Annotated in this window: 18 protein-coding genes; 9 read left to right on the top strand and 9 right to left on the bottom strand. The window is 75.0% G+C overall.

The genetic code is table 11. The features are described 5' to 3' along the window. Window positions 1–295: 295 nt before the first annotated feature. Window positions 296–1,435, top strand: coding sequence for a WD40 repeat domain-containing protein (locus tag AC07AL_RS13430; protein WP_478317445.1), 1,140 nt, complete (start codon window positions 296–298; stop codon window positions 1,433–1,435). Between the two features lie 14 nt (window positions 1,436–1,449). On the opposite strand, the gene AC07AL_RS13425 is transcribed toward AC07AL_RS13430, so the two are convergent. Together AC07AL_RS13425 and AC07AL_RS13420 are read right to left on the bottom strand one after the other, a co-directional pair. Further along, entirely contained in the window at window positions 1,450–2,328 is an 879-nt protein-coding gene (locus AC07AL_RS13425) for an alpha/beta fold hydrolase (protein WP_478317444.1), read from the bottom strand. A 126-nt stretch (window positions 2,329–2,454) separates the two neighbouring features. Beyond that, window positions 2,455–3,678: an FAD-dependent monooxygenase gene (locus tag AC07AL_RS13420; protein WP_478317443.1), complete on the bottom strand. Its 1,224-nt coding sequence runs from the start codon at window positions 3,676–3,678 to the stop codon at window positions 2,455–2,457. A 329-nt stretch (window positions 3,679–4,007) separates the two neighbouring features. Here AC07AL_RS13420 and AC07AL_RS13415 point away from each other — a divergent pair, with 329 nt between their 5' ends. Further along, window positions 4,008–5,261 carry an MFS transporter gene (locus AC07AL_RS13415; RefSeq protein WP_363589397.1) on the top strand — a complete coding sequence of 418 codons (1,254 nt, stop codon included), beginning with the start codon at window positions 4,008–4,010 and terminating at the stop codon, window positions 5,259–5,261. 49 nt (window positions 5,262–5,310) lie between these two features. Here AC07AL_RS13415 and AC07AL_RS13410 read toward each other — a convergent pair whose 3' ends face one another. The 7 genes from AC07AL_RS13410 to AC07AL_RS13380 form a co-directional block, all read right to left on the bottom strand. Further along, complete coding sequence (locus AC07AL_RS13410) at window positions 5,311–6,189, bottom strand: helix-turn-helix domain-containing protein (protein WP_244293271.1); 879 nt, start codon at window positions 6,187–6,189, stop codon at window positions 5,311–5,313. Window positions 6,190–6,302: 113 nt separating this feature from the next. Further along, window positions 6,303–7,145 (bottom strand): class I SAM-dependent methyltransferase, encoded by an 843-nt coding sequence (locus tag AC07AL_RS13405; protein WP_363589399.1) that lies wholly within the window; start codon window positions 7,143–7,145, stop codon window positions 6,303–6,305. Next, window positions 7,142–8,716: a 4-hydroxyphenylacetate 3-hydroxylase family protein gene (locus tag AC07AL_RS13400; RefSeq protein WP_363589401.1), complete on the bottom strand. Its 1,575-nt coding sequence runs from the start codon at window positions 8,714–8,716 to the stop codon at window positions 7,142–7,144. Before AC07AL_RS13400 ends, AC07AL_RS13405 begins: the two co-directional genes overlap by 4 nt. 27 nt (window positions 8,717–8,743) lie before the next feature. Further along, window positions 8,744–9,274 carry a flavin reductase family protein gene (locus AC07AL_RS13395; RefSeq protein WP_079135392.1) on the bottom strand — a complete coding sequence of 177 codons (531 nt, stop codon included), beginning with the start codon at window positions 9,272–9,274 and terminating at the stop codon, window positions 8,744–8,746. After that, window positions 9,271–11,106, bottom strand: coding sequence for an asparagine synthase (glutamine-hydrolyzing) (gene asnB, locus AC07AL_RS13390; RefSeq protein WP_363589403.1), 1,836 nt, complete (start codon window positions 11,104–11,106; stop codon window positions 9,271–9,273). Before asnB ends, AC07AL_RS13395 begins: the two co-directional genes overlap by 4 nt. A 1-nt stretch (window position 11,107) precedes the next feature. Continuing rightward, window positions 11,108–11,887 (bottom strand): hypothetical protein, encoded by a 780-nt coding sequence (locus AC07AL_RS13385; RefSeq protein WP_363589405.1) that lies wholly within the window; start codon window positions 11,885–11,887, stop codon window positions 11,108–11,110. A gap of 255 nt (window positions 11,888–12,142) precedes the next feature. After that, a complete protein-coding gene (locus tag AC07AL_RS13380; protein WP_478317440.1) occupies window positions 12,143–13,084 on the bottom strand; it encodes a LuxR C-terminal-related transcriptional regulator in 942 nt (313 codons plus the stop codon). A 742-nt stretch (window positions 13,085–13,826) separates the two neighbouring features. Between AC07AL_RS13380 and AC07AL_RS13375 the strand changes: the two genes are divergently transcribed. The 7 genes from AC07AL_RS13375 to AC07AL_RS13345 all read left to right on the top strand — a co-directional run bounded on the left by AC07AL_RS13375 (window position 13,827) and on the right by AC07AL_RS13345 (window position 21,294). Continuing rightward, a complete protein-coding gene (locus AC07AL_RS13375) occupies window positions 13,827–14,771 on the top strand; it encodes an ABC transporter permease (RefSeq protein WP_350880832.1) in 945 nt (314 codons plus the stop codon). A gap of 1 nt (window position 14,772) precedes the next feature. Then, window positions 14,773–15,708 carry an ABC transporter permease gene (locus AC07AL_RS13370; RefSeq protein ID WP_363581890.1) on the top strand — a complete coding sequence of 312 codons (936 nt, stop codon included), beginning with the start codon at window positions 14,773–14,775 and terminating at the stop codon, window positions 15,706–15,708. Beyond that, entirely contained in the window at window positions 15,705–16,487 is a 783-nt protein-coding gene (locus tag AC07AL_RS13365; protein ID WP_363581888.1) for an ABC transporter ATP-binding protein, read from the top strand. Before AC07AL_RS13370 ends, AC07AL_RS13365 begins: the two co-directional genes overlap by 4 nt. Then, on the top strand, window positions 16,484–17,281 hold the full coding sequence (locus AC07AL_RS13360; protein WP_363581886.1) for an ABC transporter ATP-binding protein: 798 nt from the start codon (window positions 16,484–16,486) through the stop codon (window positions 17,279–17,281). The genes AC07AL_RS13365 and AC07AL_RS13360 overlap by 4 nt, the downstream gene beginning before the upstream one ends. 108 nt (window positions 17,282–17,389) lie before the next feature. After that, window positions 17,390–19,009, top strand: coding sequence for an ABC transporter substrate-binding protein (locus AC07AL_RS13355; RefSeq protein ID WP_478317439.1), 1,620 nt, complete (start codon window positions 17,390–17,392; stop codon window positions 19,007–19,009). A gap of 67 nt (window positions 19,010–19,076) precedes the next feature. Then, window positions 19,077–20,138 (top strand): LLM class F420-dependent oxidoreductase, encoded by a 1,062-nt coding sequence (locus AC07AL_RS13350; protein WP_400328617.1) that lies wholly within the window; start codon window positions 19,077–19,079, stop codon window positions 20,136–20,138. A 64-nt stretch (window positions 20,139–20,202) separates the two neighbouring features. Beyond that, complete coding sequence (locus tag AC07AL_RS13345; RefSeq protein WP_478317438.1) at window positions 20,203–21,294, top strand: LLM class flavin-dependent oxidoreductase; 1,092 nt, start codon at window positions 20,203–20,205, stop codon at window positions 21,292–21,294. The last annotated feature ends 145 nt before the right edge of the window (window positions 21,295–21,439 follow it).

Genomic DNA, 21,439 nt, shown 5'->3' with positions numbered 1-21,439 from the left:
GGGAGGGGGGGGGGGGGGGGGAGGAAGAGCGCGGGGGGGCAGGCATGCCGGGGGTGGTCCCCCCCCCCGCCTTTCGGCATGTCCCGCTCCGTGCCCCGCCACACACCCGACCGTGCGCCCCGCCAGGTGCCCCGTCACGCGCCCCGTCACGTGCCGTAGGCATGGGCGCCATGGCGTCTACCCCGAGTCGTGGACTGCGCCATTGGCGCCCAACTCGCCTTCCCCGCCCCATACTCTGGCTCCCACCGATGCGGACGCATCGTGTGTCACAGGGGAGGATTTCGTGAAGTCGCTCATGGCAAAGGCCCGTTGGCTGGGCACCGCGGCATCGGTCGGCCTGCTGCTGACCGCCGGGACCGGGGTCGCCACCGCACAGCCCGCCACCGGCGTGGCCCCCCAGGTCGTCCCGGTGGGGTACGCGTACCCGACGACCGCCGTCACCCCGGACGGCACGGAGGCCTACGTCGGGGTGACCGACGACCCCCGCGGCACGCCCGCGGTCAAGGTCGTCGACACCCGGACCGGCGGGATCACCGCCCGGCTCACCCTCTCCACCGCCGCGAACTCCTTCGTCGGCGCGCTGGCGATGAGCCCCGACGGCACCCGGCTGTACGCGACCGTGGGGGCGCAGCACCTGGTCACCGTCGACACCGACAGCGACACGGTGGCCGCCGACGTCCTGCTCCCGATCCAGCCGCACCCCGACGGGTACGTGGACGGCTCACCGAGTTCCCTCGCGGTCAGCCCGGACGGCGCCGGCGTCTACCTGGCCCAGAACGGGCCGCGGCAGCGCTGGGGCTTCCAGCCCGCCCGGGTCCTCGCGTACTCGACCGCCGCCGGCGCCTTCACCGCCTCCGTCGGCGTCACCAGCTTCGCCGTCGGTTCGATCGTCGTGCGCCCCAACGGCGAGGATCTGTACGTCACCACCGCGGACGGTCTGGTCCACCTGGCCGCCACGCCCACCTCGCTCACCACCGTCCGCACCTTCACCGCCGGGCACGGCGCCGCCGGCAGTGCGGCACTCAGCCCCGACGGCAGCACGCTGTACGGCATCGGCGGCTACGAGAGCGACTACCTCGTCGACACCGGGACCGACACCGTCACCGAGAACTTCCACTTCGCACCGGGCAGCACCGGCCTCGGCTACCCGGTCGTCAGCCCGGACGGCCGCCGCCTCTACTTCGCCTCCACCTGGTCCGTCTTCATCACCCCGGGCGGACCCACCCCTCCCGGCTACCACAACCGCAGCGCGGTCCTCTCCTACGACACCGAGGCCCACGCGCTCGTCCCCGCCGAAACCGTGAACCCGCAGCAGGTGGAACTCGCCACCGGACTGGCACTCGGCCCGGACGGCCACACCTTCTACCTCGGCGGCAACACCTACCCCGGCGGCGTTCCGGGCACTGTCGCCAGCCTGGAGATCATCAACAACTGACGAACGATCAAGTCCTAGACAGCTGAAATACCTTCGACGATCCGGCGGATCTCTCGCGCCAGGGCGTCGGGGTCGCTGGTCGGCACCATGTGGTCGGCGTCGGCCGCCAGTACGTGGCGGCCGACCTCGGCCCGGCCGACGCGGTGGGCGTGCGAGGCGTTCACGGCCTCCCGGACCTTCGGGCCCATGCCGGTCGAGGTCCGGGCGGCCGAGACCACCGTGAGCGGGATGCCGCCGAGGGCCGGCGGGTTCTCCTTCATGGCGGTCAAGTCCGCGACGACGGAGCCGAGTTCGGCACCCCTCGTGCGGATGGTGGAGACGGTGAAGCCCTCCTCGCGCATCTCGGCCGCGGCGTCCGCCGGCAGGGCGTCGAGCATCGGGCGGAAGGCCCGGGCCAGCAGGCCGGTGCGGGCCAGCAGCATGCTGACCGCCTGCCCGATCCGCTCCTGGCGGCGCACCGAGGGCGCGAACACCAGGTCGCAGGACTCGTCCGTCGGGTCGGCCAGCACCAGGCCCGCGATCCGCTCGGGGCGGGCCGCGGCGGCGATCCGGACGATCGGCCCGCCCCAGCTGTGCCCGACCAGGACGAACGGCCCGTGGCCGAGGCCGCCGAGGTGGTCGAGCAGGTCGTCGAGGTCCTCGGCGAGGCGGCGCAGCGGGCGCGGCGCCGGATCCGGCGCGCTGCGGCCGAGCCCGCTGCGGTCGTACGCCACCGTCGCCGCGACCCCGTCCAGCCTGAGCTGCACCGGCGCCCAGTACGAGCGGCTGGAGGCGAGCCCGCCCTCCAGCACGACCGTCGGCATGCCCTCGCCGCCGGGCCCCGGCCGCCGCATGTAGAACAGCTCCCGGCCGTCCCGTGTCCGCGCCCGCCCCGGCTCACCCTGACTGTGCATCCCCGGCACCGCCCTCACCCTCGACCGTCCATCAAGTTTGGTTAGCCTAACCTCACTTGCCTGGTGATCGCGACCACCCGTGGCCGACCTGCGGGGCGGCGGGGTCGGCGGGGGCGGCGGGGTCGGTCAGTACTCGGCCAGGTCGAAGACCGTGGCCGCGCGGAAGGCCTCGCCCAGCTCGGGGCCGGGCCGGTCGAAGCCCTCGACCCCCTCGGAGTCGACCTCCGTGGTCTCGAACCGGCCCTTGGTGTGGTCGAGGATGGCCTGATTGGCCGCCACATGGCCGCGCAGCCGCTGCTCGTAGGCCTGGTAGGCGGCCTCGTGGTCGCCGTCGGCCGCGTGCAGTTCCCCGGCCAGCACATAGGCGGCGGTCAGGGCCACGCTGGTGCCCTGGCCGGTGGCCGGGGAGCAGCAGTACCCGGCGTCGCCGAGCAGGGCGACCCGGCCCTGCGACCAGCGGTCCATCCGGATCTGCGCGACCACGTCGTAGTGGAAGGCGTCCCCCTCCCCCAGGGACTTGAGGAACTGCGGCACCTCCCAGCGCATCCCGGCGCAGCGCTCGGCCACCAGCCGCCGCTGCTCCGCGAGGTCGCGCGGCAGCAGGTCCCCGACCGGCTCGTCGGACGTGAAGACGGCGAAGACGCGCAGCTCGCTGTTGTCCCGGACGGTCATCGCCATGCAGCCCCAGGCGGCCTGGCCGTTGGGCTGGTGGATGACCTCCCAGTGGTCGAGGCCGAGGTGGTTGGGGGCGCTCCAGCCGGCGATGTAGATGCTGGTCGGGTGCAGGTAGTCGGCCTCGGGGCCGAAGACCAGGCGGCGGGTGTTCGAGTGCAGGCCGTCGGCGCCCACGACGAGGTCGAAGGACTGCTCGTCGCCGCTGGTGAAGCGGACCTGGACGCCCTCCTCGTGCTGCACGAGGGTGTCGATCGACTCGCCGAACCGGTACCGGACGCCGGGCCGGGCCGCCCCCGCCAGCAGGGCGGCCAGTTCGTCGCGCAGGATCTCCACGTCCGGGCCGTCCACGGCGCCCCCGGTGGCCGTCCACTCGGTGGTGCGCTTGAGCTCGCGGCCGTCCGCGTCGACCAGGGACATGCCGCGCAGTCCGGTCCTGCGGGCCCGGACCTCCTCCAGGAGGCCCATCCGCTCGATGATCTCCAGCGCGTTGCCCCGCACGTCCACCGCCTGTCCGCCGCCCCGGAGTTCCGGGGCGCGCTCGACGACCGTGACGTGGAAGCCGTAGCGCTCCAGCCAGTAGGCGAGGGCGGTGCCGGCGATCCCCGCCCCGGAGATCAGGACCGAGGTCGTGCGCGAGTGGTGCGGTCGGGTGCTGTTCGACATGGTGCTCGACATAGTGGACCTCCCGTGAGTCGATGTCGTGCCGCCAGTCTCGCCACGGCGGCCGACAGGTCGCTCACAGGACGCTGACACGACCGACGAGCGACCGCCGGACCGCCGACAGGCCACCGACAGGCCACCGACAGGCCGCGTCACCGACCGCGTCACCGGCCGGGCCAGGGCGGCAGCCTGTGACCTGGGGTCACAGGATGACCGCCTGTCTGGCTGGCCGCGAGGGCCGTCCGCAGGATGGCCGCATCGGACTCCTGCCCTCCCGTCGCGGCCGCTCGCGCCTGCCGTCCGAAGGCCCGGCCGCTCCCTCGCACGACAAGGTGGTGATCGCTGTGAGCAGCATCTCCGACCCGCCCCGACCCGAACAGGCCGAGGACGTCCCGCCCCTGGCGCCGGCCCAGGCCTTCGAACGGTGGCGCTACGCGGGAGTGTTCCTCCTGCTGTTCCTGTTCGGCACGGAGACCTTCCTGGTGTCGCCGCTGCTGCCGACCATCGCGGACTCGGTGCACACCACCGAGGCGGCCGCCGCCTCCAGCGTCACCGCCTACGTGCTGGTGTACGCCGTCGCGGCGCCCTTCCTCGGGCTGCTGAGCGACCGGTTCGGCCGCCGCCGCACCCTGGTGGCGGGCACCGTGCTGTTCGTCGTGTCCAACGCGGCGGCCGCCCTCTCCACCGGGCTGACGCTGCTGGTCGTCTCCCGCGCGGTGGCCGGGCTGGCGGCGGCGGCGGCCGGGCCGGCGATCTGGGCGCACATCGCCGAGACCGCGCCGGAGGCGGTGCGCGGCCGGGCCCTCGGCCTGGGCATGGCGCTGTTCTCCTGCGGCCAGGTGATCGGCGTGCCGCTCGGCGGCTTCCTCGCCGGGCTGGCCGGCTGGCGGTCGGCGTTCTGGGCGCTGACCATCGGCACCGCGGCGGCCGTGCCGCTGCTGCTGAGCCAGGTCCAGCGTCGTTCGGCGCAGGCGGCCGCGCCACAGGTGGGGGCGGTCCGGGCGATCCTGGCGGGCTGGGCCGACCCGACGCTGCGCCGCGCCCTGCTGGTCAACACGGTGTTCAACACGGCCAACCTGGGCGCCTACACCTTCCTCGGCGCGGTGCTGGTGCAGCGCTTCGACCTGTCGGTGCAGGCCCTGGGCCTGGTGGGCGTGCTGGTCGGTGCGGGCAGCCTGGTCGGCTCGCTGCTGGGCGGCCGGCTCGGGGACCGGGCCAGGACCGCCGGGCGCTCCGACCTGCCGCTGCTGCCGCTGTGGGGCGTGCTGCTGGCGGCGGGCGTCGCGCTGGCGGCCAAGGGGCCCGGCCTGGTCCTCGCCCTGGCCGGCGTGGTGGTGTGGTTCCTGGCCTCCGGAGGCTTCGTGACGGACCAGCAGACGCTGGCCGGCACCATCGCCCCGGAGCTGCGGGCGACCTCCAGCGCGTGGCTGACCTCGACCATGTACGCGGGCACCGGCCTCGGCGCCTGGGCGATCGGCACGTTCGGCAACGTCGCGGACGGCACCCTGCTGATCGGCACCGGGCTCGCGCTGGTGGCCGCCCTGGGCGCGCTGGCGGTCAGCCTCGGCCTGCGCCGGTCCACCGCATCGGGCACCTGAGGCCCCGCCGGAACGGCCGGGCCGCCCCGGGGGACCGGCGACCGGCGGCTCAGCCGACCCGGCGCTCCCCCTCCACGCCGCCGACCGCGCGCAACGGATGATCGACCAGTTCGGTCATCCGCGCCCGGTCGGCGGCGCCGTGCGGGGTGAACAGCAGCACCGTCGCGGTCGGGTCGTCCACCGGGTGGAAGGACGACAGCGTCAGCCGGACCGGGCCGAGCCCGGCCGGCTCGACGGTGACGGTGCGGACGGTCAGCTCCGCCACCGAGTGGCAGCCCCACCAGTGCCGGAACTCGGGCGCGTCCTCGTCCAGGTGCCGGTAGACCTCGCCGGTGCGGGGGTCGGCCAGGGCGGGACCGGCCTGCGCCCGGAACTGCTGGAAGACGTTCATCGCGAGCGGCTCCCAGTCGCGGAACACGGCCCGCACCCGGTGGTCGGCGGCCATCACCCACATCAGGTTGCGCCGGTCCGCGGGGACGAACTCGGGCGAGCCCCAGAGCGCGACCCAGGCTGCGTTCCAGCCGAGCAGGTCGAAGTGCCGGTCGAGCAGGACGGCCGGGCTGGTGGGCCAGGAGTCCAGGACCGGCCGGATGGCCTCGGCGAGCCGGTCGGCGCCGTCCTCCGAGGCGGCGGCCGCCGTCGGCTCGTGGTAGCCGGCCAGGCGCATGGCGTGCCGCAGCCCGGCCGCGTCCAGCCGCAGCACCCGGGCGATCGCCTCCAGCACCTGCCGGGAGGCGGTGACCCGCCCCTGCTCGACCCAGGTGTACCAGGCCAGGCCGACGCCGGAGAGGGAGGCGACCTCCTCGCGGCGCAGACCGGGGGTGCGGCGCCGGGTGGTGGCGGTGAGGCCGACGTCGGAGGGCTTGAGGAGCTCACGATGGGCGCGCAGGAAGGCGCCGAGTTCCCTGCCTGCGGGGGGAGTTGACACGGTTGGCTCCTCGGCCCTGGTCGGTGCCGTCGAATGCGGGGGGTGTGGGCTGCCACCAGCGTAGACGCAGCCCGCCGCCCACCCCAGGGGTGAGCGGCGGGCTACACATGTTGTTAACGAGACGTCAGCTGCCACAGCCGGACGGGCATGTGGCTGACGTGGCCGCGCTCCTGCTGCCGACGCCAGGCGCTCTCGCCGACCGCGCGGAAGAAGGCGGGCCGCTGCTGCGCCGGCACCGCACGGCTGTAGTAGTCGCCGAAGGTGGCGGCGTGGAAGTGCTCGTACTGGGCGGCGCCGTCGACGGTGACCACGGCGTCGCGCTCCAGGTGGCCGGCCACCGCGAGGTGCGGGCCCACCACCGCCGCGAGCTCGTCGACGGTCCTGGTCCGGGTCGCGATCGGCAGCACCCCGGCGCGCTCCAGGACGCCGGGCACCTCGTCGTACGGGGTGCCGAGGGCAACCAGGGCCTCGCGGACCAGCTCGTCCTCACCGCCGAGGCCGCGCTCGTCCCGGGCCGGGTGGTAGGTGGTGAGCAGGAAGCGACCGCCGGGGGCGAGGTGGGCGGCGGCCCAGGCGAAGATCCGTTCCTCGTCCGGGTACAGCCAGTGCAGCACCGAGGTCTGGGTGATCACGTCGGCCCGGAACGGCAGCGGCTCGGGCACGGTGAGGTCGGCCCGGTGCAGGGCGACCCGCTCGCCGTAGGGCTGGAGCCGGGCGGCGGCCTCGGCGATGCGGTGCTCGGAGCGTTCCAGGCCGACGGCGCGCCGCAGGGAGGGGAAGCGCTCCAGGGCTTCCTGGAGCAGCTGGCCGATCCCGCTGCCGAGGTCGATCAGGGACTCGGGGGCTCCGGTGACCTGGTCGAGCACCCAGTCCCGGTCCTGGACCTGGCGCAGCCGGCTGGCGTCGGCGTACCCCGCGAGGGTACGGGCCTGGATCTCGACGGCGGACGTGCTCACGGCTGGTTCTCCTCCACGGTGGACGGCTGTTCGGTGGACGGCTGCTCGGTCGGCGGCTGTGCGGCGGACGGCTGTGCGGCGGCGGGCTGCTCCGCGACGCCCTGGTCGACCAGGTGCAGCAGCCGTTCGCGGGCGGCGCTCTGGTCGTAGCGCTTGAAGAGGTTGATCCGGTTGCGGGCCAGGTCGCCCCGGTGCACGTACTCGTAGAGGTCCTGGCGCTGGCCGAAGCCGTCGCCGGTCAGCTCCCAGGCGATCCGGAAGAGCCGGGCCTTGCGTTCGGCGTCGATGTCCCGGCCGCGCATGTAGCGGTCCAGGTGCGGGCGCAGCCGGGGGTTGGCGAGGTCCCCGGCGGTGGGCTGGATGAGCAGCCCGGAGGCGCCGATCCTGCGGACGATCTCGACCGCGCTGCCGGCCACCTCGGCCGACCAGACCCGGGAGGCCGCCGTGTCGCCGGGGGCGAACAGGCCGCCGTCGGTGAGGCCGCCGCGCGCCTCGGCGGCGTCGAGGAAGTACTCGGTCAGTTCGGCGTACCCGGCGAGGCGGCCCAGGTCCTCCTGGATGTTGCGGAAGCCGTCCACGCCGATCGACTCGGCGACCAGGGTGGCACTGGCCAGCAGGGTCCGCAGCCGCTCGCGGTAGCGGATGTGGCCGACGTAGGCGCTCCAGGCGTTGATCCGGCCGAGGCCGGTGCGCGCCAGGTTCGCGTCGCGCAGCAGGAAGACGCGGTCCCAGGGCACCAGGACGTCGTCGAAGAAGAGCATCGCGTCCTGCTCGTCGAACCGCGCGCCGAGCGGGTGGGCGTGCCCCCAAGAGGCGCTGCCGAGCGGTTCGCGGGCGAGGGTGATCAGGCCGGGGGTGTTGAGCGGCAGGGCGAACCAGGTCACGAACTGCTCGCCGCGGCCCTCGGTGAACGACGCCGAGAGGTAGACCAGCACCTCGTGGGCGATCGGGGCGAGCGTGGTGAGCTGCTTGGCGCCGCGCACCACGATGCCCCGGTCGTTCTCCTCCACGACGCGCAGGGCGAGGTCCGGGTCGTCGAGCGGGTTGGCGGAGCGGTCGATCTGCGGGTCGCCGAGGGCGTGCGAGAGGACCAGGTCGTTGCTCGCACAGTGCCGGTACCACGCCTCGGCGTTGGCGCCGAAGCGCGGGTCGGCCCCGGCCAGCTGGTGCCGGAAGTCGTAGACGCCGACGGCGATCGAGGCCATGAAGGCGGGTGAGCGGCCCTGCTGCCCCAGTGCCTCGGCGTGCCACAGCTCGGCGCTGCGGCGCTGGAGCCGCAGGTCCTCCAGGGTGCGCGGGGGCTGGTAGGCGCGGGCGAGCCGCAGGCCGCTGTCCGGGTCCTCCCAGGTGAGCAGGTCGCGGTGGGCCGGGTCGTGCTGGAGGTCGATCAGGCGGGCCAGTTCGTCCACGGCCGGGCGGAACGCGGGGTGCTCGGCGGGGTTCGCGATGCGCTTGCCGTCGAGGTAGAGCTCGCGGCCGTCGTCCAGTTCGGCCCGGTACCGGTCGCCGGTCAGCAGGCCGCGGGCGGTGGCGGGTGCGCCGCGACCGGTGATGGTGCCCAGCAGTGTCATGCGCCAACTCCGTTTGATGTCAAGGGTTCAAGGGTTCAAGGGTTTCGGGTCGATCACGCGGTACCGGCCGTCGTGGTAGAGCAGCGGGTCGCCGTCGCCGCGGTCCGCGGCGGCGACCCGGCCGACCAGGATGGTGTGGTCGCCGCCGGGCAGGGTGCCGTGCAACCGGCAGTCGAACCAGGCCAGGGCGTCGTCGACGAGCGGGGCACCGGTGACCGCCGTCCGCATCGGCACCGCGGTGAAGCCGCCGAGCGCGCGCCCGGCCCCGGGTGTGGCGAAGCGCCGGGCCACCGCCGACTGGCCGTCCGTCAGGACCGAGAGGCCGAACCGTCCGGCGGCGCGGGCCGCGGCCACGAGCGGGCTGTGGCGGCTGACCGCGACGGTGACCAGCAGCGGGTCGAGGGAGAGGGTGCTGAAGGAGGAGACCGTCTTGGCGAAGACCTCCTCGTCCGCGCGGGTGGTGACCACCGCGACCCCGGTGGTCCAGCCGCGGGAGGCGGCCCGGAAGGCCTCCTCGGTGGCCTTCGCCGTGGTCACGGCCGCCGCGGGGCCGCTCATCGCAGCCCCACCCGGTAGGCGCGCAGCCACTCGTCGACCTGGACCAGGTGGTCGAGGCCGCCGACCGGGTTCGGCGCGGTGCGCGGGCTGGGCAGCGGGCGGCCCTCGGCGAGCAGCCGGCGGACCGGCTCGCGGTCCACCAGCTCGAAGACCGGCGCGTTCGGGTCGGCCAGCAGCTCGTGCGCCCGGGCGGTGAGCACCTCGGTGTAGTGGACGGCCGGGGTGGACGGGTAGCCGCTCTTGGGCCGGTCGGTGACCTGCGGCGGGAGGAGGTCCCGGACGGCGTCGCGGAACAGGCCCTTGGCCCGCCCGTCCGGCGCCTTGAGCGCCCACGGGACGTTCCAGAGGTACTCCACCAGGCGGTGGTCGCAGAACGGCACCCGCACCTCCAGGCCGACCGACATCGACACCCGGTCCACCCGGTCCAGCAGCGGGGGGAGCCAGCGGGTGAGCGCGAGGTGGAAGACCTCGCGGATCCGCGCGTCGGCGGCCGACTCGCCGGGCAGGCGCGACACCTCGCCGAGCGAGCGGTGGTAGGCGGCGGCGGTGTACTCCTCGGGTCGCACCTCGGCCCGGACGTCCGGGCGCAGCAGGTCCGCCGGCGTGGCCTTGCCGTGCAGCCACGGGAAGGTGGGCGCGGCGACGGCCTGCGCGTCGTGGAAGTACGGGTAGCCGCCGAAGATCTCGTCCGCGGCCTCGCCGGAGAGCGCGACCGTGGAGCGCCGCCGCACCTCGCGGAAGAGCAGGTGCAGCGAGGCGTCCATCTCGCCCCAGCCGGGCCGGTCCCGGGCGCGCAGGACGGCGTCGCGGGCGTCCAGCAGGTCGTCGTCGGGCACCAGGACGGTGGTGTGCAGGGTGCCGATGTGCTCGGCGGCGGCCTGCACGTACGGGGCGTCGAGGGTGGTCCGCCAGGCGTCCGGGGTGCGGTCGGTGCTGCCGGGGAAGTCCACCGAGAAGCTGGCGATCTTCCCGTGGCCGGCCCGCTCGCGGGCGGCCGCGGCCAGCGCGGTGACGGCGCTGGAGTCGACGCCGCCGGAGAGCAGGGTGCACAGCGGCACGTCGCTGATCAGCTGCCGTTCGACGGCGTCGGCGAGCAGGTCCCGGACGGTGCCGCGGGTGGTCGCGGCGTCGTCCCGGTGCTCGGCCGACTCCAACCGCCAGTAGCGGAGTTCGCGGGTGGCGCCGCGGCCGACGACCACCAGGTGGCCGGGCCGGACTTCGTGCAGCCCGCGGAACAGCCCGTGGCCGGCGCTCGGCGCGGCGGGCAGCGCGAACAGCTCGGCGATGCCCTCGGCGTCCAGTTCGGCGCGGAACAGCGGGTTCGCGAGCACCGCCTTGGGCTCGGAGCCGAACAGCACCCCGGTGGCGTGGGCGTGCCAGTACAGCGGCTTGATGCCGAGGTGGTCGCGGACCAGCAGCAGTTCCTCGCGCGCGGCGTCCCACAGGGCGTAGGCGAAGATGCCGTTGAACCTGGTCGGCGCGTCCTTGCCCCACTGGAGGTGGGCCCGCAGGACCACCTCGGTGTCCGAGCGGGTCCGGAAGACGTGCCCGAAGGCCTCCAGTTGCGCGCGCAGCTCGCGGTGGTTGTAGAGCTCCCCGTTGTAGCAGAGCACGGCGCCGGCGTCGGGCCCCGGGCGGTCGGCGAGCGGCTGGACCCCGCCGTCCAGGTCGATCACGGACAGCCGGCGGTGGCCGAACGCGGCGTGCCGGGAGAGCCAGACGCCGTCCGCGTCCGGGCCGCGGCAGGCCAGGGTGGCGGTCATCTCCCGGACCGTCCGCGCCTGGTGGCGCAGGTCGGTGTCCCAGTCGATCCAGCCGGTGACACCGCACATCTCAGGACTCCCCCGGTTCGTCGTTGGCGGCGGGCCCGGCCGCGGCGCTCGACTCCCAGCGGCAGCCGTGGCCGGTCGGGCCGTTGGTCAGGCGGTGCGCGGGCCGGTAGCCCTTGGCGCGGATGTTGGCGGACAGCGCCTCGGTGCAGTAGGTGCAGGGCGAGGCGAGGGTCAGCTGGACGCCCGAGCGGCGGGCCTTCTCGCGGTAGTCCCAGATCGCGCAGTGCGTGATGGTGAGCGCCGCGTGCTCGGCGCCGGGCGGCTCCTCGTCGTCGAACTCGTACTCCGAGCCGTACAGTTCGGCCTGCCGGGCGATCCGGTGGATCGGGTCGGCGGCGCCCCGGCCGTGGTCGGGTTCGACCTCGCGGTGCACCTCGGCATTGGACCGGGCCCAGTCCCCCAGCCCCTCCTCGCCGTAGCGGCGCACGAGGAAACGTTCCATCAGCGCCTGGTCGCGGAAGAACACCCGCTGCCACTCCGGGGCCGGGGCGTCCGGCGCGGGGAGGTCGGCGAAGAGCTCGGACTGCAGCACGAACCAGTCGGTCAGGTGCAGCCCGTTCCCACGCGACACCAGGTACCGCGTCAGGCCCGCCTCGGCCTCGTGCAGCCGCTGGCGCCAGAGCGCGGACCGCTCGGCGTCCGACATCGCGCGGTACGGGGACCTCGGCTGCTCCGCGCCGGGGCTCCGGTGACTCGCGGCGGCCAGCACCGCCGTGCGCGGGCCGGCGTCGGCACCCGCCGCACCGGCGGAACCGGTCGGGCCCCCGGTCCTGTCGGACACACCCCCCATCGGGCCATCTCCCTTCGGCTGGACGATCCTTCGGACCGTCTCGTGTGGTGGTCGTTTCCCGCCACGCTACGGAGCCGGCCAGGCGCCCCGGTAGCCCCGAACGGCGCCGCTCAGGGCGCCGATCGTCGCCTCGCACATGCTCCGAAGGTCACCTGCGGGAGGCGGCCGGAACACGACGGAGGGCGGGCCCCGCGTGCTGCGGGGCCCGCCCTCCGGAGGGTGGCGACGAAGATGTACTGAGACGAACTACCCGGCGAGGCCGTGCCGGTGGGCGTAGAGCGCGGCGCGCAGCCGGTCGGGCTGCCCGATCTTGCGCATGGCCTGGGTGAGGTGCTTCTTCACGGTGGCCTCGGCCAGGGCGAGTTCACGCCCGATCTCGGCGTTGCTCAGCCCGAGCCCGAGCTGGACCAGCACTTCGCGCTCACGCTCCGTCAGCCCGGCGTGCTGCGGCGGCAGTTCGCCGACGTGCTGCGGTGGCACCGCCGCGTGGGTCCGGGCCGGCGGCGGCGCGGGCAGGAACACCGACCCGCCCGCCGCGGCGAGTTGGACGGCGCTGATGATCCGGTCCTCGGCCAGGTCGAGCGGGAAGCAGCCGCTGGCCCCGGCCAGCAGCATCCGGCTCGCCTCCGCGGTCGACTCGGCCCGGCGCAGCAGCAGCACCCGGGCGTCGGGCGCCGCGTCCGGGCCGCGCAGCGCCACCACGACGGCGAGGTCGGCCTCCAGGCTCGCGCCGCGGCCGAGCAGGATGACGTCCGGGGCGACCCGGCGCACGGCGGCCACCGCGCGCAGCGGGTCGCCGGTGGACCCGACCACGGCCAGTCCGGGCACGGTCGTCAGCACGCTGCGCAGCCCGGCGCTGGCCACCGAGTGCCGCTCGACCAGGAACACCCGGGCATCGGCCGTGCGGTCGCGGTCCTCCTCCACGCACATCGGATGGCCGCACCCGCAACCGGTGGCGGTCGGCCCCACCGGGGGTGGCGGCGTCACCGTCTCCGCCAGCAGCTGGTGACCGGCGATCAGGTCGAGCGGGTTGTCGATCTCGGCCTGCGCCGGTGGTGCGCCGTGCACCGGCGGCGCGCCCGCGGCGGGGGCGTCCACCAGGGTGGCGCCGCCGCAGGCGCCGCGTCGGGCGGGAAGCCGGCGGCCGCGCGGGCCGGCCGGAACGGCGATCTTGCTCACTGCTGCCATCGCACACCCCCGGGGGCGGAGGCAGGGCGTCTGAGGTACGGCATGGCGATACGGTCCCCTTGCTGGTGGCGGGCCGGCCCGGTGGGCACGGGTGCTGCGGCGAGGATCCGTCGAGGACGCGCACGGGCGTCGGCTGCGGAATCCGGGACTGGGGAGGGGCGCCGACCGCAGCGACTGGGAACGGGGCGGTCAGCGCGCAGCGCGCGGGCGACAGAGCTCGTCGAAACACCGTCGGTGCCACGAGCCGCCGATCCCGACCAGGGTGATGTCGGTCCGCCGAATAGCCATGCGGGGAACCCTAGGTCCGGTTCCTTGTGCAGGTCAAGGACGGAACCGGGGCTCAGCGCCCTGGGCAGTGGCGGTCCTGACACTCCGGATGCTGTGACCAGGAGTAACAGCATCAAGTGCTGACTGGCTGTCCGGGCCACCGGTCCGCAACGCTCCTTCAAGCGGCCGCAGCGGCCGGAGCGGCACCGACGTCCCACGTCCCACGGACCGCCCGACCCGTGCTCCGGCACCCGATCCCGCCCGGACGCGGCATCCGCCCCCGGCGAACGGCCCGTCCCACGGCCCCGGTCCGGCGCTCCAGCCCCCCGGACGCCGCCGGTGACTGCCGGTTACCGCTGGTGACCGTCCCGACCCGCTCCCGAACCGCCCCTCCCGGAAGGACCACCAGCCCCATGCCCGCCCCGCCCAACCGGCCCGCCGCCGGCCAGTCCGGCGCCACGCCACGGAGGGCCGGGTGACCCGCTTCCTGCTGCGCCGCCTCCTGCTGGCCGTACCGACCCTGCTCGGCGTCACCGCCGTCGTCTTCGCGACCGTCACGCTCGTCCCCGGCGATCCGGTGGCCCTCTTCCTCGGGCCGGGCGCACCGCCCGAGGCCCGCCGCGAGCTCTCCGAACGGCTCGGCCTGGACCAGCCGTTGCCCGTCCGCTACGCCTCCTGGCTCTGGCACGCGCTCACCGGCGACCTCGGCACCTCCGTCTCCGGTCAGCGCCCGGTCGCCGACCTGCTGCTCCCGGCGCTCGGCCAGACGCTGACCCTGACCGCGGCCGCCTTCCTGCTGGTGCTGGTCGGCGGGGTGGCGCTCGGCGCCGTCGGCGCGCTGCGCCCGCGCGGCCCCGGCGGGCGGATCTCCGGCGCGCTGTCCGCCCTCGCGGTCTCCGCCCCGCAGTACTCGGTGGCCCTGCTGCTGATCGCCGTCTTCGCCGTGGGCCTGCGTTGGCTGCCGGCCGGGGGCACCCACGACGTGTTCGGCTCCGGCGGCCTGCCCGACCTGGCCCGCCACCTGGTCCTGCCGGCCGTGGCCGCCGCGCTCGTCCCGCTCGGGCTCACCGCCCGGGTGTTCCGGGCCGCGCTGGGGGGCGTGCTGGCCGGCGAGCTGGCCGACTCGCTGCGCGCCCGCGGCCTGCGCCCGGCCACCGTGCTGCGGCACTGCGTGCACAACGCCTCACCGGCACTGCTCACCATCGGCGGCCTGCAACTCGCCTACCTCCTGGAAGGGGTGATCTTCGTGGAGACCCTGTTCGCCTGGCCCGGCGTCGGCCGGCTGCTGTACGACGCGCTCACCTCCCGCGACCTGCCCCTGGTGCAGGGCGGGGTGCTGGTGGTGGCGGTCGCGTTCGTCGGCGTCAACATCCTCGTGGACGCGGCGCACGCGGCGATCGACCCGCGAGTAAGGAACTGATGTGACGTCACGTGTCCTCGCCCGAGCGAACCTCGGCCTGACCGTCCCCGCCGCCCTGGCCGCGCTGCTGGTCCTGCTCGCGCTCGCCGCGCCGCTGGTCGCCCCGTACGACCCGGCCGCCGGGCGGCTGGCGGACCGGCTGCTCGACCCGGGCAGCCCCGGCCACCCGCTCGGCACCGACGGCCAGGGCCGCGACCTGCTCAGCCGGCTGATCTGGGCCGGGCGCGCCTCGCTCACCGGCGGGCTCGTCCCCGTTGCGGTGGCCGCCGTCGTCGGCACCCTGCTCGGCGTCGTGGCCGGGCTCGGCGGCCGGATCACCGAGCAGGCCCTGCTGCGCCTGCTGGACGTGCTCTACGCCTTCCCCGGGGTGCTGCTGGCGATCGCCATCGCCTCGCTGCTCACACCCGGCCTGGGCGCGACCGTGCTCGCGCTGTCGGTGGTGCTCACCCCCGCGGTGGCACGGGTCGCGTTCACCGAGACCCGGCGCGTCCGGGCCGCCGAATACCTGGTGGCCGCCCGGGTCAGCGGCGCCGGCTGGGGGTCGCTGGTCCTGCGCCAGGTCGCCCCGGTGGTGGCGCCGGTGGTCCTGGTGTACGCGTCCTCGCTGGTCGGGCTGGCCATCATGTACGCCGCAGGGCTGTCCTTCCTCGGGCTCGGGGTCGCCCCGCCCACCGCCGAGTGGGGCGCGATGCTGGAGGAGCTGCGGCCCTCGCTGCTCACCCACCCCTGGGTGGCGGTCCTGCCGGCCCTGGTCATCCTCGCCGTCTCGGTCGTCTTCAACACCCTCGGCGAGACGCTGCGCACCCGCGTCGGCGACACCGCCGCCCTGCTGGCGCACGCCGCCCCCGCCGCCGCGAGCCGGTCCGCCGACCGCTCCACCGACCGCTCGGCCGACGGCTCGGCCCGGCCGCGGGCCGCGAAGCGGGTGGGCGCATGAGCGCGCTGCTGGAGATCGACGGCCTGACCGTCGAGTACCCCGGCGGGGTCCGGGCCGTCGACGACGTCTCCCTCGCCCTGCCCGCCGGCCGCTCCCTGGTACTGCTCGGCGAATCCGGCAGCGGCAAGACCACCGTCGCCCGCACCGTGCTCGGGCTGCCGGGGCACGGCGCCGCCGTCACCGGAGGCGTCCGGCTCGCCGGGACCGACCTGCGGGCGCTCGGCGAACGCGAACTGGCCGACGTCCGCGGCCGGCGCATCGGCTACGTGCCGCAGGACCCGACCGCCTCGCTCGACCCGCTGCGCCGGATCGGCCCGCAGCTCGCCGAGGTGCTGCGGCGGCACGGGATCGCCGCCGACCGCCGGGCCGCCCGCGCGGCCGTCCCGAAGCTGCTCGCCACCGCCGGCATCCCGGACCCGGAACGCGTCGCCCGGGCCTACCCGCACGAGCTCTCCGGCGGCCTGCGCCAGCGCGCCGCCATCGCCGTCGCGATCTGCTGCGGCCCGGAACTGCTGATCGCCGACGAGCCGACCACCGCGCTCGACGCGCTGATCCGCGGGCGGATCCTCGACCTGTTCGCCACCCTGCGCGCCGACTGCGGCATCGCCCTGCTGCTGGTCACCCACGACCTCGCGGCAGCCCGCCGGATCGGCGGCACCGTGGCGGTCATGCGGGCCGGCCGGATCGTCGAGCTCGGGCCCGCCGAACGGGTGCTGGGCGACCCGGAACACGCCTTCACCGCCGCCCTGGTGGCCGCCGAACCGGGAGCCCGCCGATGAACACCGTCGACCACGCCCGGCCTGACGCCGTCCACGCCCCGCCGGGCCCGGTCCTGGTCGTCGACGCCGTCACCAAGCGCTACGGCGACCGGACCGCCCTGGACGCCGTCAGCCTCACCGTCGCGCCGGGCGAGACCGTCGGTCTGGTCGGCGAGTCCGGCTCGGGGAAGTCCACCCTGGCCCGGCTCGCCCTCGGGGTGCTGGCCCCCGACGCCGGCAGCGTCCGCTTCGCCGGCCGCGATCCGTACCGGCTGCGCGGCCGCGCCGACCGGGCGCTGCGGGGCCGGCTCCAGTTCGTCCCGCAGGACCCGCGCGGATCGCTCAACCCCAGCCTGCGCGCCGGGGAGGCGGTCGCCTTCGCGCTGCGCCTGCACGGCACGCCGCGCGCCGAACGCGCCGCGGCCGTCGCCCGGCTCTTCACCCAGGTCGGCCTGGAGCCCGCGCTCGCCGACCGCTACCCCCGGGAGCTGTCCGGCGGGCAGCTCCAACGGGTGGCCGTCGCCCGGGCCCTGGCCACCGGGCCGGACCTGGTCGTCTGCGACGAACCGACCTCCGCCCTCGACCGCAGCGTGCAGGCCCGCCTGCTCGACCTGCTGACCGACCTCCAGGAACGCACCGGCCTGGCCTACCTGTTCATCTCCCACGACCTCGCCGTCGTCCGGCACCTCGCCCACCGGGTCCTGGTGCTGCGGCACGGCCGGGTGGTCGAGGAGGGCCCCGCCGGCCTGCTCTGGGACTCCCCCGCGCACCCGTACACCCGGGCGCTGCTGGAGGCCGCCACCGGCGTCGCGTGACCCGCCGCCGAAGCCCCGTGCCGACACACCGCTGAACCTCCGTACCCCCGCACCACCGAACCCCCGCACCACCGAACCTCCGCACCACCGAACCGACGAGGACTCACCATGACGCGCACCAGCCGTATCCGCTCCAGAGCCGTCGCCCTGCCGGCCGCCGCCGTTCTGCTCGCGGCGGCGGCCGGCTGCGCCGGCTCCGACGGCGGCGGCTCCGCGGGGGCGGGCGGCGGTGACGGCCGCGGCGGCACCCTGGTCATCGGCGCCACCGGCAAACTCCCCAACCCCGACACCGTGATCGGCGGCGCCGGCTTCGAGGGCAAGCGGCTGGTCTCCTTCCAGCTCTACGAGGGCCTCACCCGGTACGAACTGCTCAAGGACACCGACAAGCCGCCGGCCGTCACCGGCGCCCTGGCCACCGACTGGCAGGTCGCCGCCGACGCCAGGACGTGGACCTTCGCCCTCCGCAAGGGCGTCACCTTCCAGGACGGCACCCCGTTCGACGCCGACGCCGTGGTCTTCAACCTGGCCCGCTACCTCGACAAGAAGAGCCCCGAGTACACCGACGCCCTCGGCGCCGCCGCCGCCGAGTACGCGGGCGACATCGTCTCGTACCGCAAGACCGACGCCGACCACGTCGAGCTTGTCACCAAGGACCCCAACGGCCACTTCCCCGAGGACCTCGCGCACGTCCTGATCGCGAGCCCCACCGCCGTCCGCAAGTCCGGCTCGGCCGACTTCGCCCAGCACCCGGTCGGCACCGGCCCCTTCTCGTTCGTCTCGCAGACCGAGGGCCAGCAGATCGAGCTGGCCGCCAACAGGAGCTACTGGCGCGGCGCCCCCAAGCTCGACCGGCTCGTGATCAAGGCGCTGCCGGACGCCGCGGCCCGCACCGCCGCCCTGCGCTCCGGCGGCGTGAACTGGATCGAGTACCCGAACCCGGACGACATCGACAGCCTCAAGGCCGACGGCGTCCAGATCGCCACGAACAGCTACGACCACCTCTGGTACTGGATCCTGGACACCTCGAAGGCGCCCTGGGACAACCCGCTGGTCCGCAGGGCCGCCAACTTCGCGATCGACCGCAAGGCCATCGCCGAGAAGCTGCTGCACGGCACCGCCGACCCCGCCTACCAGACCGCGCCGCGCGCCACCGCCGCCTACGACCCCGCCGGCGACGTCTACTCCTACGACCCCGCCAAGGCCCGGCAGTTGCTCGCCGAGGCCGGCGTCCCGAACGGCTTCAGCACCTCCGTCACCGTGCCCACCGGCGGCAGCGGCAACCTGCTGCCGGTGCCGATCGCCGAGGCCCTCCAGCGGGATCTCGCCGCCGTCGGCATCAAGGTCGAGCTGCGCACCACCGACTGGACCACGCTGATCGGCGCCGAGGCCAAGGGCCAGGTGGCGCTCGGCTCGGACGCCGTCGCCCAGTCCACCACGCTGTTCCAGTCCGAGGCGCTGCTCCCGCTGTTCATCGGCTCCAAGAGCCCGTTCTGGACCGGCCACTACACCAACCCGCAGGTCGACGAGCTGCTCGCCTCCTCGGCCGCCGATGCCGACCAGACCGCCCGGCAGGCCGGGTACCGCAAGGCGCTCGCCCTGGTCACCCAGGACGCGCCCTGGCTGTTCGTGGTCAACGACCGCAATCCGCGGGCCCTTTCGCCGAAGGTCCAGGGGCTCGTGCAGCCGCAGTCCTGGTTCCTCGACCTGACCACCGTATGGGTCCGCTGACCCGCGGACACCGCCTCTCCCCCGGCTCCGAAGAGCACCGCGCACCACAGGAAGGACGGCCATCCCGATGACCGACCCGCACCGACCGCACCACCACGCCGGGACCGTCCCGCCCGGCTCCGCGCACGGCCCCGTGCCCGCCGCACCGCCCAAGTGGGGCATCACCCTCCCGCTGCCCGGCCTGACCATCGACCGGCACCGCTTCCTGGTCGAGCGGCTGCCCGACCTCGGCTACACCGACGTGTGGAGCGCCGAGGGCGGCGGCACCGACGCCTTCACCCCGCTGGCCGCCACGGCGGCCTGGTCCCCCTCGCTGCGGATCGGCACCGGCATCGTCCCGGTGCACACCCGCGGCCCGGCCGTGCTCGCCCAGACCGCCGCGACGCTCGCCCAACTCGCCCCGGGCCGACTGCTGCTGGGCATCGGCGCCTCGGTGCCCGCCCACGTCACCGACATCAACGGCATCCCGTTCGACGAGCCGTTCAAGCGGACCAGGGACGTCCTGCGCTTCGTCACCCGGGCGCTGCGCGGCGAGTACGTCACCGGCGGGTTCGACACCTTCGACATCACCGGCTACCGGCTGCCGCACCCGCCGACCGAGCCGGTCAAGGTCATCCTGGGCGCGCTGCGGCCCAACATGCTCCGGCTCGGCTTCAACGAGGGCGACGGCGCCATCACCAACCTGCTGTTCCCGCACGACGTGCCGAAGATCCTGGACGCCGTCGGCCCGCAGCCGCCCGGGAAGGAACTGGTCGTCAAGGTCTTCGTCTGCCCCACCGAGGACACCGACTACGCCCACCGCGCCAGCCGGCCGTTCCTCGCCTGGATCCTCAACCGCGAGCCGTACCGCAAGTTCCACGAGTGGCTGGGCCACGGCGAACTCCTCGCCGAGACCCACCGCCTCTGGGCGGCCGGCGACCCGGAGGGCGCCCAGAAGGCGCTGCCCGACGAGGTCGTCGACGGGCTGTTCATCAGCGGCTCGCCGGAGGAGTGCCGGGAGCGCATCCTCGCCTACCACCGCCCCGGCGTCACCACCATCCAGCTGTACGTGTCGCTGCCGCCCGAGGTGTTCGTCAGCCGCGCCAAGCTGCTCGACACCCTGGCCCGGCTCGGGCCGGCCGCTCTCTGACCGTCGCGCCCCACCCGTCCCCATCCCCTGCCACCCTCACGACGCTCACGACCGGAGGAGAGCCGTGCCACTCGAAATCCGCGGCGGGGTCCGCGCCGCACCCGTTCCCGGCCACACCGCGCAGGAACGCCAGGCCCTGCGCTGGGCCCCCGACGGCCGCGACCGCACCGCCGACCCCGCGTACGTCGCCCGCACCGCGCGGGAGAACGAGGAGGACGGGCTGGACAGCGCCCTGGTGGTGCAGTCCAGTTCGTGGCCCGACCCGTGGCTGGTGGCCTCCTGGGCCCTGGCTGCCACCACACGGCTGCGCATCGCGGTCGCCCACCGGGTCGGCACCACCGCGCCGACCGTCGCCGCCCGCTCCCTCGCGACCCTGGACCGCCTCTCCGGCGGGCGGGCGGCGGCCCACGTCATCATCGGCTCCAGCGACCACGACACGGCCCGCGACGGCGACCTCCTGGACAAGCAGGAGCGCTACCGCAGGGCCGACGAGTACCTCGACCTGTTCACCCGCTACCTCGCCGCCGACCAGGACATCGACCACAAGGGCGAGTTCTACACCGTGTCCGCCGCCCGGCCCGGCCTGCACCCCAGACCCGGCGGCGAGCTGCTCTCCTTCGGCGGCTCGTCACCGCAGGGCCTCGACCTGGCGGCCCGCTACGCGGAGGTCTACGCCGTCAGCCCGCTGCCGCTGCCGGACACCCGTCGGCGGATAGCCCAGGTCCGCACCGCCGCCGCCGCGCACGGCCGGACCCTGCGGATCTGGCGGCACGTCACCGTCATCCTCGCCGACACCGACGAGGCGGCCCGCGACCGCGTCCGCCGGCTGCGCCGCGACGCCCTCCGCCTCACCTCCGGCGGCGGCGGACCCTGGACGGAAGCCGTCCAGCTCGACCGCGACCGCGAGCGCGGCCGCTCCGACCCCTCCCGGGGCGACGAGCAGGTCGCCGCCTACATCCGCCGCTCGCTCACCGCCGCCTACGCCGGCTCCCCCGCCACCGTCGCCGCCCGCATCGGCCTGCTCCGCTCGGCCGGCGTGGACATCGTCCAGCTCGACCTCCCCGTCGAGACCGACCAGGACCGCGAGCTGCGGCGCAGCCTCGTCCGCCACCTCCGCACCGGCCTGGGCACCCCCGCCGACCGCCGCGTCTGGTGACCGGCGCCCCCCGTTCGGCCGGGGGGGAGGGGGGCCCCCCCTCCCCCCCCCCCCCGCCAGTCCCCAGAAAGGGGCCAGGGGTCTGGGGTGTTGGGTTTGGTGGGCGGCTTCTTTTTGAGTGGTTCCCATTGAACCCCTTGGTTTT

It is taken from the genome of Kitasatospora sp. NPDC043949, from assembly GCF_056435365.1.
The sequence above is the reverse complement of the archived record's forward strand: the minus strand, read 5'-3'. Positions and strand labels throughout refer to the sequence as shown.

Bases quoted from the DNA above. Each gene is read 5' to 3' on its own strand.
- AC07AL_RS13430 (WP_478317445.1), top strand. From the start codon at position 296: ATGGCAAAGGCCCGTTGGCTGGGCACCGCGGCATCGGTCGGCCTGCTG.
- AC07AL_RS13425 (WP_478317444.1), bottom strand. From the start codon at position 2,328: ATGCACAGTCAGGGTGAGCCGGGGCGGGCGCGGACACGGGACGGCCGG.
- AC07AL_RS13380 (WP_478317440.1), bottom strand. From the start codon at position 13,084: ATGGCAGCAGTGAGCAAGATCGCCGTTCCGGCCGGCCCGCGCGGCCGC.
- AC07AL_RS13350 (WP_400328617.1), top strand. From the start codon at position 19,077: ATGACCGACCCGCACCGACCGCACCACCACGCCGGGACCGTCCCGCCC.
- AC07AL_RS13400 (WP_363589401.1), bottom strand. From the start codon at position 8,716: ATGACACTGCTGGGCACCATCACCGGTCGCGGCGCACCCGCCACCGCC.
- AC07AL_RS13395 (WP_079135392.1), bottom strand. From the start codon at position 9,274: ATGAGCGGCCCCGCGGCGGCCGTGACCACGGCGAAGGCCACCGAGGAG.
- AC07AL_RS13360 (WP_363581886.1), top strand. From the start codon at position 16,484: ATGAACACCGTCGACCACGCCCGGCCTGACGCCGTCCACGCCCCGCCG.
- AC07AL_RS13420 (WP_478317443.1), bottom strand. From the start codon at position 3,678: ATGTCGAGCACCATGTCGAACAGCACCCGACCGCACCACTCGCGCACG.
- AC07AL_RS13365 (WP_363581888.1), top strand. From the start codon at position 15,705: ATGAGCGCGCTGCTGGAGATCGACGGCCTGACCGTCGAGTACCCCGGC.
- asnB (WP_363589403.1), bottom strand. From the start codon at position 11,106: ATGTGCGGTGTCACCGGCTGGATCGACTGGGACACCGACCTGCGCCAC.
- AC07AL_RS13355 (WP_478317439.1), top strand. From the start codon at position 17,390: ATGACGCGCACCAGCCGTATCCGCTCCAGAGCCGTCGCCCTGCCGGCC.